Source organism: Streptomyces sp. Tue6028, assembly GCF_002300165.1.
GTDB lineage: Bacteria > Actinomycetota > Actinomycetes > Streptomycetales > Streptomycetaceae > Streptomyces > Streptomyces siamensis.
In genome coordinates this window covers 150,279-163,241 of sequence record NZ_MLCE01000023.1, presented here as the reverse complement: position 1 = coordinate 163,241, position 12,963 = coordinate 150,279, and the positions used below count along the sequence as shown (strand labels likewise).

8 protein-coding genes are annotated in these 12,963 nt (G+C 71.5%); 3 read left to right on the top strand and 5 right to left on the bottom strand.

Translation table 11 applies throughout. The features are described 5' to 3' along the window. Window positions 1-266: 266 nt before the first annotated feature. Window positions 267-551, top strand: a complete 285-nt coding sequence (locus BKI49_RS22705; protein WP_095936106.1) for a chorismate mutase — start codon at window positions 267-269, stop codon at window positions 549-551. An 869-nt stretch (window positions 552-1,420) separates the two neighbouring features. Here BKI49_RS22705 and BKI49_RS22700 read toward each other — a convergent pair. Next, window positions 1,421-2,569, bottom strand: coding sequence for a hypothetical protein (locus tag BKI49_RS22700; protein WP_095936105.1), 1,149 nt, complete (start codon window positions 2,567-2,569; stop codon window positions 1,421-1,423). A 215-nt stretch (window positions 2,570-2,784) separates the two neighbouring features. Between BKI49_RS22700 and BKI49_RS22695 the strand changes: the two genes are divergently transcribed. Further along, the gene (locus BKI49_RS22695; RefSeq protein WP_095936104.1) at window positions 2,785-3,774 is read left to right on the top strand and encodes an LAETG motif-containing sortase-dependent surface protein; all 990 of its coding nucleotides are present in this window, start codon (window positions 2,785-2,787) and stop codon (window positions 3,772-3,774) included. A gap of 211 nt (window positions 3,775-3,985) precedes the next feature. Here the strand turns inward: BKI49_RS22695 and BKI49_RS22690 are convergent, their stop codons facing one another. Beyond that, entirely contained in the window at window positions 3,986-5,794 is a 1,809-nt protein-coding gene (locus BKI49_RS22690; protein ID WP_095936103.1) for a GMC oxidoreductase, read from the bottom strand. Between the two features lie 134 nt (window positions 5,795-5,928). Then, window positions 5,929-7,584, bottom strand: coding sequence for a succinic semialdehyde dehydrogenase (locus tag BKI49_RS22685; RefSeq protein WP_095936102.1), 1,656 nt, complete (start codon window positions 7,582-7,584; stop codon window positions 5,929-5,931). A 457-nt stretch (window positions 7,585-8,041) separates the two neighbouring features. On the opposite strand from BKI49_RS22685, the gene BKI49_RS22680 reads away from it, so the two are divergent. Further along, window positions 8,042-8,869, top strand: coding sequence for a hypothetical protein (locus BKI49_RS22680; protein WP_095936101.1), 828 nt, complete (start codon window positions 8,042-8,044; stop codon window positions 8,867-8,869). Window positions 8,870-9,068: 199 nt separating this feature from the next. Here BKI49_RS22680 and BKI49_RS22675 read toward each other — a convergent pair whose 3' ends face one another. Together BKI49_RS22675 and BKI49_RS22670 are read right to left on the bottom strand one after the other, a co-directional pair. Continuing rightward, window positions 9,069-10,736 (bottom strand): serine/threonine-protein kinase, encoded by a 1,668-nt coding sequence (locus BKI49_RS22675; protein WP_095936100.1) that lies wholly within the window; start codon window positions 10,734-10,736, stop codon window positions 9,069-9,071. Window positions 10,737-11,000: 264 nt separating this feature from the next. Further along, a complete protein-coding gene (locus BKI49_RS22670) occupies window positions 11,001-12,629 on the bottom strand; it encodes a serine/threonine-protein kinase (RefSeq protein WP_095936099.1) in 1,629 nt (542 codons plus the stop codon). Window positions 12,630-12,963 lie beyond the last annotated feature (334 nt).

The window sequence follows — 12,963 nt, the reverse complement described above, 5'->3', positions numbered from 1 at the left end:
ATGAGCGCCCCGCCCGGGGTCTCAGCATCCGAACGAGCTTGGTCCGCGTCCGCCGCCGGTGCATACTGGCCGCATGCTCACGCACCAGACCGCCGCGATCTTCGCGTTTACCTATGGCAACCGGCCCACCGGCTGCCATGGTCGTGCTGCTTGAGCAACTGACAAGCGACTTCCCAGGCGCCCCGGGCCGACAAGGCCCGGGGCGTCTGCCGTTTCCGGGACCTGCCGCCCCGGGGCATCCCTCCCACGGACAGAGGAGCCCCACCATGGCCGACGTACTCGACAAGACCGGCGCCCGCACCGACGAGGCCGCCGATGTGATCACCGGTGCCCGTGAGCGCATCGACGCGCTGGACGACCGGATCATCGGTCTCATGCAGGAACGGATGGCCGTCTCGGCGGTGATCCAGGAGGCCCGGATCTCGTCCGGCGGCCGCCGGGTGAACCTCTCGCGCGAGATGGAGGTGCTCGGCCACTACAGGGAGGCGCTGGGCAAGCCCGGCACCTCCCTGGCCATGACGCTGCTCGAGCTGTGCCGGGGCCGCATCTGACCACGTCGGGGCCGCTTCTGAAGCCCGTACACGGCGTACGCACGTACGCATTCCGTCTCACCCGTACGGCGCGTGACCGGGCCGCCGCGGGCTTCGTTGGTCCCGGTGTCCGTGTCATCCAGGGGCGGGCCCGAAAGAACCACGCGTGGCTCCACTGGAGCGATGAGACGTACGGATCGTGCTGTGCGTCGTGGGACCTCGTTCCAGGGGTGTGACCGGACGGCAGGGGACAGCAGCCCGGTCACTCAAGAGAACGGTCGGCTCCGGGGACGCCCGGGGCCGGCCGGCGGAATCCGTTCGGAGGCGGTCGCGACGGTTGCGGAGGCCGTCGCCCGTCCAGCACGATGCGAGAACGGCTCCCGTACGGACCCTCCGGCACCCGTCAGTCCCGTACGAACAGCCCGCACGACTCAGTCCCACGACGACCGGTCCGGTACGAACAGCCCTGCACGACTCAGTCCCGTGTCAGTCCCGTAGGCATCAGTCCCACAGGCATCAGTCCCGTACGAACGGCCCACCGTACGAGGACACCCGCCGTACGAGAACGATCCCGGCTCTCATGGCGGACATCCCCGTAGCCGACCGATCAGCCAACCGGATCCACTCCGCACCGCAGTACGCCCGTACCACCCGCTTGCCAAAGGTCGACACCACGTGCGCGCCTCGAACGCGCCGGGGCGCACGACCGGCGGTCACACCGGACCACCCCCGGACCGGCGACGCACCCCCCGGCGTCGCTCCCAGGCACCGGCGCTGCCCTGACGTCGGTGCTGACGAAAGAAGGGCCCCGCGGCACCTCCCTGATCTCTCGGCTCCGCCCGAGCAGGGACCACCGCGGGGCCCTTCGTCATGTCGCGCCGTGTCCCCGACTAGGTGCGGGACAGCGTGCCGCAGGCGCCCGGCTCGGAGTCCTGGATGCCGCGGCTGCGGTCGTACGGGTCGACGGTGGGCCCCGACGGGTCCGGTCCGCCGGGGTCGGCCGAGTCGAACCGCGGGTGCAGGAAGCCGTCGTGGACGTCGCAGGCCGAGTTGGCCAGGTCGCGGTCGTAGCGCAGGATGGCGAGCTTGCCGGGGGTGACCCGGTACTTCGCCGGGTCGGAGACCTCCAGGTCGAGGACACGGCGCACGATGGTGCGGGTCACCTCGGTGGAGTTGTTGTCGGCCCGGGTCACGGGATACACGAAGCTGTAGTCGGCGTGGATGACGACGGAGGCGCGCTCGCCCGCCTTGAACGTGATCCGGCCGCGCGTCTTGACCACGTCCCCGACGAGCCGGATCTCCTTGGGGTCGAACCGGGTGAACAGCGCGAGCGGATCGTCGTCCTTGCCCGGCGACCGCAGCCAGCGGTTCACGTCGTCGAGCATCTTCGGCTGCTTCGGGTCGAGCGTGGCGATCGCCGCCTCGGGGCGTTCGCCGCGCAGCGTCGACCGGTCGAGGTTCGCATCGACGAGCAGCGTCTTGGCGCGCTTCAGCGCGGTGGCGACCTGCGCCTCGGTGAGCGGGCCGACCGCGGTGGCCCGAGGGACGACGATGCCGTCCGCGCCGTCGGCCCAGCGCTCGGCGGGCGATCCGGCGAACGGCCTGTCCAGCGTCGGGGTGCCGGACGACGCGGAGGGCGCCGCCGTCGGGGGTGCGGTCTCGTCGGGGAGCCGGGAGACCGCGGGCGCGTCGTCGGACGACGTGCCGAAGGGGTCGCCCGGCAACAGGGACGGCTTCATCGCAACGACCGCCACCACGACGGCGAGCGGCACGCCGATGGCGGCCCACAGGCGTCGGCGCCGCCCGGCACGGCGATGCGCCTCCTGCACCGAGGGGCCCACCCGCCAGCTCTCCGGCCGGTCGCCGCGCTCGTCCTGCTGCCGCAGCCGCTCGGTCACCATGCGCGCCCGCGCGGACGGCTCCTTGGGAGCCGAACTCCGGATGTCGCGCTCGGTGTCGCGGGCGAACTGCTCCCACACGTCGTCGCTGAAGGACGAATCCCCGTTCCCACCCGGCTTGTTGTCAGACACGAGGGACATTTCTAAGCGGTTCGAAAGGGCTTGCACAAGTCGCACCCGGATGTGACTCAGCACACATAAAAATCATGTGAGGTACAGGACAACCATTCCCAGGTCCCACCGGTCACACCTGCAGAACCAACGGCCACACCCGCGCCCCACACGCGGAGGCCTCACCCAGACGAGCCCACTCGAGCGCCCGCGAACGCGCGGCGCACCGGACTTTCGAGGTCTTCATGAAGCTTCGCCGTGCCATGGCCGCTGCGGCCGCGACGGCTGCCATAGCCCCGCTGGCGCTGCTGTCGGCGCCGGCCGCGTTCGCGACGGACGACACTCCTGCCAGCCCGACCGCGAGCGCAACCGCATCCGAGTCTCCGAGCGAGTCGGCATCGCCGAGCGCCACCGAGACCACCCCCGAGGCGACCCCCTCCGCGACCGCCTCGGCGTCCGCGACCGAGTCCGCCCCGGCTCCGAGCGACTCCGCGTCCGCTTCCGCCACGTCCCCGGCTCCGAGCACCTCCGCTCCGGAGGAGTCCGAGTCGCCCGACCCGGAGCCGTCCGAGTGCGAGGACTCCAAGGTCGACGTGTCCATCACCGGCCTGCCCGGCAAGATCGCGGTGGGCAGCGGCTGGCACAAGTTCTCGCTGAACGTGGCGAACAACTCCGAGTCCACCCTCAGCGACCTCGGCTTCTTCGCCGGCGCCTCCTCCGACAAGGCGGGTGAGGACCTCTTCCAGAGCAAGAAGGTCCAGCTCCAGGCCTACAACCCGGACGACAAGGTCTGGGAGGACGTCGACTCCGAGGGTTACGCGGTCGGCTTCGTCGGCTACACCGACGAGCTCAAGCCCGACTACGAGGTCAACATCCCGATGCGCATCAACGTGAAGTCCAGCGCCCCGGTCGGCGCCGGCTTCTCCCTGGGCGCCAGCATCTACGGCGACGCCGACGGCGAGTGCACGGGCTTCGGCGAGGTCGCGTACAAGTTCCAGATCGTCGCCGCGGGCACGGACACCGACGGCACCAAGCCGCAGGAAGGCGGCAAGGTCCCGGTCTCGGACAAGCCCGCCGACAAGGGCAACACGCCCGAGGTCGACGGCAGCCTGGCCGAGACGGGCTCCAGCTCCGCCCTGCCGATGATCGGTCTCGTCGGCGGTGTCGCCGTCGTCGCCGGTGCCGGCGCGGTGTACGTCGTCCGTCGCCGCAACTCGGGCGGCGCGACCGCGTAACGCGGCCGGGCCCGTACGCCTGGGCAGCACGCCTGGTACGAGAAGAAGGACCTGCGCTCGGAGGGGGGCGCAGGTCCTTCTTTCTGTCCTCCGTGAGGGGGCGGACCTTCTTCCGGACTTTCTTCCGGACCTTCTTCCGTGAGGCACGGACCGGGTACGCGGGGGCCGAGCACCGGGCGGGTGGCGCCGGCGCGCACAGGCCCCCCGCGGGTCACTTCTTCGGCGGCACCGCGGGTATCCCCAGGAACGGCAGCTTCAGCGCGCCGAACGCGTCCGCCGGGACGGCGGGGTGCAGCGGCTCCACCGGCTGCAGCCGCTCGTACGCCGCGCCCGGCGCCGGACGCGGGTCGGCCTCGCCCTTGTTGGGCCAGTACGACATCGCCCGCTCGGCCTGGGCGGTGATGGTGAGCGACGGGTTGACCCCGAGGTTCGCGGAGACCGCGGCACCGTCGACCACGGAGATGCCCGGGTGGCCGTACAGCCGGTGGTACGGGTCTATGACGCCCGCCTCGGCGTCGGCGCCGATCGGGCAGCCGCCCAGGAAGTGCGCGGTCAGCGGCGTCCCCATCAGCTCGCCCACGTTGCTGCCCGCGAAGCCGTTGATCTCGGCGGCGATCGCGGAGGCGCTTTCCGAAGCCGCCTTGATCTGCTTGGGGTTGGGCGCCCCGTGGCCCTGCCGGGCGGTCAGCAGTCCCTTGCCCGCGCCCTTCGGCTTCAGGTACGTCGTCAGGGAGTTGTCCAGCGACTGCATCACCAGGCCGATGATGGTCCGCTCCGACCAGCGGCGGTTGGACAGCGAGCGGGCCACCAGGACGGGGTGCCGCGCGGCGTTGGCCAGCCAGCCCAGCACCCTCGACGAGCCCTCCGCGTAAGGGACTTGGAGGATGGACAGGCCGCCCATCGAGTTGGATCCCTTGCCGTAGCGGACCGGCTCGATGTGAGTGTTCTCGTCGGGGTGGATGGAGGACGTGATGGCGACACCGCGGGTGAAGTCGACGCTCTCCTCGCCGGTGGCCTTGCGGTAGCGGCGGTTGTCGGTCTGCGCGCCCACCAGCGCCTCGGAGTTGGTGCGGGTCAGCTCGCCCAGCTTCTGCGACAGGTACGGCAGCTGGCCACCCGCCTTCATGCGGTGCAGCAGGGTCTGCGTGCCGTAGGTGCCGGCCGCGAGGACGACCCGCTTCGCCTTGAAGGTCCGCCCCTCTCCCTTGCGTTTGCGGTCCGTGGGGAGGGTCTGGACGGCGTACCCGCCCTGCGAGTCGTCGGTGACGGACACCACGGTCGTCATGGGGTGGACCACCGCGCCCGCCTTCTCGGCGAGGTGGAGGTAGTTCTCGTTGAGAGTGTTCTTCGCGCCGTGACGGCAGCCGGTCATGCACTCGCCGCACTCGGTGCACGCCTTGCGGCTGGGTCCGGCACCGCCGAAGTACGGGTCGGCGATCTCCTGGCCGGGTCCCGCCTTCGCACCGCCGTCGGCGTCCTGGCCGTCCCCGAAGAAGACGCCCACCGGCGCCATGTGGAAGGTGTCGCCGACGCCCATCGCCTCGGCCGCTGCCTTGAGGTGGACGTCCGACGGGGTCATGGTCGGGTTGAGCCGTACGCCCAGCATGCGCCGGGCCTGGTCGTAGTACGGCTTCAACTCCCCTTCCCAGTCGGTGATGTCCTTCCACTGCGGGTCCTCGAAGAACGGCTTCGGGGGGACGTAGAGGGTGTTGGCGTAGTTGAGGGAACCGCCGCCGACGCCCGCGCCCGCCAGCACCATGACGTTGCCCAGCAGATGGATGCGCTGGATGCCGTACATGCCGAGCTTCGGGGCCCACAGGTAGTTCTTGATGTCCCAGGAGTTCTTGGGCAGGGAGTCCCGGGTGAAGCGGCGGCCCGCTTCGAGGACGCCGACGCGGTACCCCTTCTCCGTCAGGCGCAGGGCGGTGACGGAACCACCGAAGCCGGAGCCGACGACGATGACGTCGTAGTCGTACGCCGCCTCGTCCGGCTGATTCTGGGCAGAGCTCTCCTGTGACACGTGCTGCTCTCCTCGTTTCTCCTCGTCGAGAACCGCTGTGAGGAGCGGTGCGAAAGGGTGGGACGGACAGGGGGACGATCGGGACGGGTCGGGGAAGGGGCGGGCGGACAGGCCCGCCCCGGGGGCCGCGGCGCCTAGCGGAGCCGGAACGCCTTCATGACCTTGAGGCTCCGGCTCATGAACGCCGCGTACTTCTCGTCGTCCATGCCGAGCGACGGCGCCATCGGCAACAGCCGCTGCTGGGCGACCGTCTGGGCCTCCGTGTACTTGAGGATGCCCTCGGAGCCGTGCCGGCGGCCGAGACCGGAGTCCTTCATGCCACCCATTGGCGACTGGACGCTGCCGTACGCGGGCGCGTAGCCCTCGTTGACGTTGACCGTGCCGGTGCGCAGCCGGGCCGCGACCGCGCGGCCCCGGCGGCCGTCCTTGGTCCACACGGACGAATTGAGGCCGTAGGGCGTGGCGTTGGCGAGCTCGACGACCTCGTCCTCGGTCTTGAAGCGGTAGAGGGAGACGACGGGCCCGAAGGTCTCCTCGGCGCAGACGGCCATCGGTGCCTCGACGCCGTCGAGGATGGTCGGCTCGTAGAAGTAGGGGCCGATGTCGGGGCGGGCGACTCCGCCGGCGACGACCTTGGCGCCCTTGGCGACGGCCTCCTCCACGTGCCGGGTCACGGTCTCCAGCTGCCGCACGCCGACCAGGGAGCCCATGTCGGCGCCGTAGGCGAGCGAGGTGCCGAGGCGCATGGCCTTGGTGCGGGCGGCGAACCGGTCGGCGAACGCGTCGGCGATGGACTCGTGGACGTAGAGCCGCTCGATGGAGATGCAGAGCTGGCCGGCCGAGGAGAAGCAGGCGCGGACGGCGCCCGCGGCGGCCTTGTCGATGTCGGCGTCCTCCAGGACCACCATGGCGTTCTTGCCGCCGAGTTCGAGGGAGACGCCGACGAGGCGGGCCGCGGCGCCCTGGGCGACCTCCCGGCCGGTGCGCGTGGACCCGGTGAAGGAGACGTAGTCGGCGTGCTTGACGACCTCGGGACCCACGACGGGCCCGTCGCCGATGACGACCTGGAAGACCTCGGCGGGCAGCCCCGCCTCGATGAGCAGGTCGCGCGCCCACAGAGCGGTGAGGCAGGTCTCGGTGTCGGGCTTCATCACGACGGCGTTGCCCGCGACGAACGCCGGGAGGGCGTCGCCGACGGACAGTTCGAGCGGGTAGTTCCAGGGGGCGATCTGGCCGACGACACCGCGCGGGTGGCGCAGCTCGGTGACCTTGGTGAGGGTCGGCACGGCGCCGGTGTGCCGCTTGGGCCTCAGATACGCGGGCGCCTTGCGTCCGTAGTGCCGTGCGGCGACCGTGACGGCCTGGACCTCCTCGTGCGCGTGCAGCCGGGCCTTGCCGGTCTCCAGCTGGATGAGGTCCAGCACCTCGGCCTGCCGGGCGAGGACGAGGTCGTGGAAGCGCAGGAGCACGGCGGCGCGCTGCCGGACGGGCGTGGCTCCCCAGGCGATCTGCGCCGTGCGGGCCCGCGCGAACGCCTCGGCGACGTCCTCGGGGGTGGACTCGGGCAGGTCGGCCAGCTTCTCGCCGGTGAACGGGGTGTGGTTGGCGGTCCGCCCGGAGCCGGCCACGCCCTTGGTGAGCTGGGCCACCAGCTCGGGCGTCACGACGTCGGCTGCGGTGCGGGCCCCCGCGGGGGCGGGCGCGAGGGGGTTGGTACCGGGCCTGCCCGTACCGGCCTCGTCGCCGCTGGTCGTTTCCGTGGCCTGCTCCGTGGCCTGCGAGTCCGTCATGAGCCGCAGGGTATGCCTGCCCGGCCCCTTTGGGTACCCGTCGGTAATCGGCTTTCACGGACTGCACACACGCTGCCAGTGATCGCTGGCAACAAACGCCCTGATCAGGGCGTTGTTCGCCCGACGATCACGGGTTGATGACATCGCGGGGACGTCGCCGGGACACCGCGGGGACGACCGGGACGCTCGTGGTGGCGTTCCGGGGTGCCCCCGGCGGAGGCCTCAGGCATCCTCCGCCCTCGGCGGGCGACCGGGGCGGCGTCGGCGGAAGACCCCGGCGCCGTGACCGGAGGGCCGCGCCGTCCACGCCAGGGCCTTGTCGCCCGACGGACCCTCAAAGCCCCTTCGGCGTACGGGCGATGCAGGAGCGAACACTTCCGACCTTGATCGGTTGACGATTCCTTGACCCGTCCCTCATAGTCCTTTCACCCTCGGACAGATCGAAGGATCGACAAAAATGAAGAGACTCGCGCTGTCGCGCGCAGGCATCACCGCGGTCGCCTCGGCCCTCACCCTCACCCTGGCCACCGGCTGCTCCGACAGCTCCGGCGACAGCGGCAAGAGCACCGGCGCGGACAAGGAGACCACTGCCGCGAAGGCCCTCAGCAGCGCCGAGCTGGGGCAGCGGATCATCGTCACGAGCGACGTCGACGGCTACAAGGTCGAGTCGACGGACAAGTCCGACGGGTTCACCACCACCAAGGACGACCTCGAGGTGAAGGACGAGAAGTGCGCGCCGATCGCCTACGTCATGGCGGGGCTCGCGCCCGGTGACTCCGCCGCCGACGTCAAGCGCGTGGTCACGCAGGACCCTTCGGCCTCCCCCAGCGCGTCTCCCTCCAAGAAGCTGGAGGACATGACCGACGAGGAGCTCGACGACGCGATGAAGTCGATCACCGACGCCCTGACCGGCACGGTGACGATCGTCTCGCTCTCCTCCTACGAGGGCGACGGCGCCGAGAAGACCCTGTCCTCGGTGTCCGACGCGGTGAAGGGCTGCGCGGGCGGCTTCGAGGCCGCGGACAAGGGTGACGCCCAGAAGATCACCAAGGTGGAGAGCGAGAAGGCCTCCGGCGACGGCGACGAGGCCCTCGCGTTCGCGGTGACCGTGGGTGCCGACGGTGGTGACGTGACCGTGCACGGCGAGGTCGTCCGCCACGGCAGCACGGTCGCCACGTACTACACGCTGAGCCTGGCCGCGTTCTCGGGCGAGACCGCGGACGGCGCCGCCGACTACGACATCCCGTCCGAGATCATCAAGGCCCAGACCGCCAAGCTGGCCTGATCCCCACCCGGGCCTCCGGCCGATCCGGCCCGCCCGGGGCCGCCGGTCGGGTCGAGCCGGGACTGCCGGTCCGGCCCGAGCCCGGACTGCCGGCCTAGCCCGAGCCGGGACTGCCCGTGCCGGGTCCGCCGGTCAGACCCGAGCCGGGCTCGGGCCGCTGAAGCGGCCTGAGCGCAACCCCTCCCCCGCGACGGAGCCCTCAGAGCTTGTCGATGTCCAGGTTCGCGATCGCCGCCTTTGCGACTTCGCGGCCGCGTGCCGTGAAGTCGCCCTTGCCCGGGTAGCTGATGGTGAGCTTGTACATGTCGCGCGCGGACGACTTGTAGTAGAAGATCTGCACCTCGCGGGGGCGGGGGTTCTGGCTGTCGGTGGTCGTGTAGCGCACCGTGTTCTCCGCGGCGGGCTTGCCCTCGTACTTGGCGCTCCCGTCCGTGGACGTCCGCGGCCCCTCGGGCATGTTCAGTGCGTACTCGCCGCTCTCCTTGAACTTGTCGTTGTCGGCGTACATCTCGGCGGCGGCGGAGCCCTTGATCTGCTTGCTGGTGTCCTCCACCCTCCTGGCCAGCGTGAGACCGACCCAGACGCTGCCGCTCAAGTCGGTGTACGTGACCCAGTGGGTCTTGTCCGACGAGCGGTCGGGCCTGCTCGCCTGGTAGTCCTTGGGCACCGCGAGCGTCGCGGCGACGTCCTTCTCGTGCACCTTCTTCCAGCCGTCCGGCAGCGGCCCCGCGAAGGGGTCGGCGATCACCAGGTACGCCGCCACGGCCGCCGCGACGACCGCCGCACTGATGCCGAGCAGGGCCTTGCGGCCCACCCGGATGCCCTTGCCGTCGGGCAACGCGACCTGCGTGACCTGCGCGACCTGCGTGGGCGCCGGGGCCGGCGGTCGCGCCGCCTCCTCCAGGAGCCGCCGCACCCGGTCGGCGCCCGGCCGGCGTGAGGGGTCCTTGTCCAGCAGGCCGTTGATGACCTCGGCGAGCGGGCCGCTCGCCGAAGCGGGCGCCGCGGGTGTGGAGTTGAGGACCGACTGGAGCGTCGCGGGCGTGTTGCTGCGCCGGAACGGGGAGACGCCCTCGGTGGCCGTGTAGAGCACCACGCCGAGCGACCACAGGTCGGACGCCGGCCCGGGGCGCTGCCCCAGCACCCGCTCCGGAGCGATGTACTCGGGCGAGCCGACGAAGCCGCCGGTGTCCGTCAGACTGGTCTCGCCCTCGATCTGCGCGATGCCGAAGTCGGTGAGGACGACGCGGTCGTGACGGCCCAGCAGGACGTTGTCGGGCTTGACGTCGCGGTGCAGGACGCCCGCCGCGTGCGCGGCCTCCAGGGCTCCGAGGACCTCCAGGCCGACGCGTGCGGCCTCACGGACGCCGAGCGTGCCCTCCTGGAGGGCGTCGCCCAGCGAGCGGCCCCGCACGAGCTCCATGACGATCCAGGGCTGTCCGTCCACGACCGCGACGTCGTGGACGTTCACGACCGCCGGGTGGTCGAGCCGTGCGGCGGCGCGCGCCTCGCGGCGCATCCGCTCGAAGGCGTTGGAGCGTTCACGCTCGGGAAGGTGGTCCGGGACGCGTGGTTCCTTGACGGCGACCTCGCGGTCCACCGTCTCGTCCTTGGCCCGCCAGACCGTTCCCATGCCGCCGTGCCCGAGCTTGGCGAGCAGGCGGTAGCGTCCGGCGATCAGCCGACCCGTCCCCGGGTCCTGCGCGGCGCGGGCCTGCTGCTCGGGGACGACCTGGGTGGGCGCGGCGTAGGGATTGCCCGGGTACGGGACGGCCGACTGTGGTGCCGGTGCCGCCGGGCGCGGCGGTTGCAGACCGAAACTCGTTGGTTCGTCGGCCCCGTGAGGGACTCCCCCGTTGTTGCTCATGCCTCCATCTCTATCGTGGTGGGGGTTCGGCTTCCAGCCCCACCGGCGGCCGGTCACAGACCCGTGACGCGCGCCATCCCTTATCTCCTGTTTACGGCAGTACGTGCGGCGTGCGCCCTGGCCCCCGCGTACGCGGCCGTCGCGGGACGCGCAGACGGCCGTTCAGGTCGCCGTGAGCCGGCGCGCCGACACCCGTTCAGGACGCCATGAACCGGCCCACAGACACCCGTTCAGGACGCCATGAACCGGCGCGCACACACCCGTTCAGGACGCCGTGAACGTGTCCACCGCCACGTCGAAGTACTCCTTCGCCTCCGTCACCTTCCCGACCGGCGCCGAGACCCACACGTCGTACATCCGGCCGCCCTCCTCCCAGCACAGGTCGTAGGTGTGCCGGGCTCCCTCCGCCTCGTCGAAGCCGTCCCAGGTGAACTGCCACAGCGCGGCGGGCGCTCCGGCGTGAGTGGTCCGCTCGACGACGCCGTCGCGGTAACCCGGGTTGTTCGCGGGGCCCTTGGCGGCGGACTCCCGCATCACCGCGAGGGGGCCGCCCGGTTCGGGGTCGGCCACCTTGATGCCGATCCGGAAGGTCTGCCCCGGTGACATGTAGAAGACCCGCTCCCCCTGCGGATCGCGGGTGAACCCGTCGGGCACGGCGAGCGAGAAGTCCTGCTCCCGCGCGACGTGGTAGCCCGAGGGCGCGGTGCGGGAAGTGGCGGCAGGGCTCTGCCGCCGGGTCACGGTCACGGTCGGGGCGGGGCGCTCGGGCGACGCGGACGGCGTACGCGAGGCGCTGGGCGTACTCGGTGTCCCGGACGGGTGGGCCGTGCTCGACGAGGCGGGCGCACCGCCCCCGCCACCGCCGTCGTTCATCAGCAGTGCCGCCGCCGACACGCCCGCGCCGGCCATCGCGGCGACCAGGGCCGCGGCGACCAGGACACCCCGCGTGGACTGCTTCGGCGGAACGTCCGTCACGGCGCCGGTCGACGGGGACGGCACGGGCTTCGGTCTCGGCACGTCGCGCTGTGTCGGCGTGTACGGCACCGACAGCCGCGGCGTACGCCCGGTGTCCCGGAAGGCGCGCAGCATCCGCTCGGCCTCGGCCGCGCCGAGCCGCCGCTCGGGATCGCGTTCCAGCAGGCCGCGCACGACGGGCAGGAGCGGCGCGGCCTGGGCGGGCGGGCGGATCTCGTCGACGACGACGGCGTGCAGGATGCCGCCCAACGAGTCGCGGCGGAAGGGCGATTCACCGCTCAGGATCGTGCACAGCAGCGCGCCGAGCGACCACAGGTCGGACTCGGGTCCCGTCCTGACCCCGGACATCCGCTCGGGAGCGGTGTACTCGGGCGAACCGACGAACGCGCCGCTCTCGGTCAGCGTCGTCGCGCCCGCCACCTGGGCGATGCCGAAGTCGGTGAGCACGATACGGTCGCTGCCCGCCTCCAGCAGGACGTTGGCGGGCTTGAGGTCGCGATGCAGGACACCCGCGTCGTGCGCGCGGCGCAGTGCGCCGAGGAGGTCGATGCCGATGCGCGCGGCCTCGCGGGCGTCCACCGGCCCGCGCGCGGAGATCCGTTCGGCGAGGGAACCGCCGTCGATGAGCTCCATCACGATGTACGGCCGCTCGTCGTCCTCGACGACGTCGTGCACGACGATGATGTGCGGGTGCCGCAGCTGCGCGACGGCGCGGGCCTCGCGCAGGGTGCGGTCGCGTTGCTGCCGGGCCTCGTCCGCCGAGAGCGAGTCGTCGAGGGAGAGTTCCTTCACCGCCACCTGTCGGCCGAGCAGCTGATCGGTGGCACGCCAGACGACACCCATGCCGCCGCGCCCGATCCTGGCTGTCAGCCGGTAACGGCCCGCGATCACACGGACGTTCTCCCCCTCGGTCCCCATGGGCCCCATCATGCCGCACCGGATGGACGCCTTCCGGAGCAGCGACCGGCCAAGTATGCCGCCGCTCCAGGACAGCCGGAGGCACACTGCAGGGAACTCAGGCCTTGGCGCGGACCATGCTGGACCAGATCGACGAGGCCACCGCGATGGAACAGCGCATCAACGCTCGCGGCCGGGGACGGGATCAGCGAGTCCCCCGCCCACGCCTGCACCCGCGCGATCATCCACCTGCTCGCCGAACGCGCGCCTGATCGACTGAAGGTCCTGCGCGAGGCCCATCCGGACTTCGCCACCGACAAAGCCGTCCTCACGGAGGCAATCCAGCGCCTTGCCG

Coding starts and splice junctions, on each gene's coding strand:
- BKI49_RS22705 (WP_095936106.1), top strand. CDS start 267: ATGGCCGACGTACTCGACAAGACCGGCGCCCGCACCGACGAGGCCGCC.
- BKI49_RS22700 (WP_095936105.1), bottom strand. CDS start 2,569: ATGTCCCTCGTGTCTGACAACAAGCCGGGTGGGAACGGGGATTCGTCC.
- BKI49_RS22695 (WP_095936104.1), top strand. CDS start 2,785: ATGAAGCTTCGCCGTGCCATGGCCGCTGCGGCCGCGACGGCTGCCATA.
- BKI49_RS22685 (WP_095936102.1), bottom strand. CDS start 7,584: ATGACGGACTCGCAGGCCACGGAGCAGGCCACGGAAACGACCAGCGGC.
- BKI49_RS22680 (WP_095936101.1), top strand. CDS start 8,042: ATGAAGAGACTCGCGCTGTCGCGCGCAGGCATCACCGCGGTCGCCTCG.
- BKI49_RS22675 (WP_095936100.1), bottom strand. CDS start 10,736: ATGAGCAACAACGGGGGAGTCCCTCACGGGGCCGACGAACCAACGAGT.
- BKI49_RS22670 (WP_095936099.1), bottom strand. CDS start 12,629: ATGGGGACCGAGGGGGAGAACGTCCGTGTGATCGCGGGCCGTTACCGG.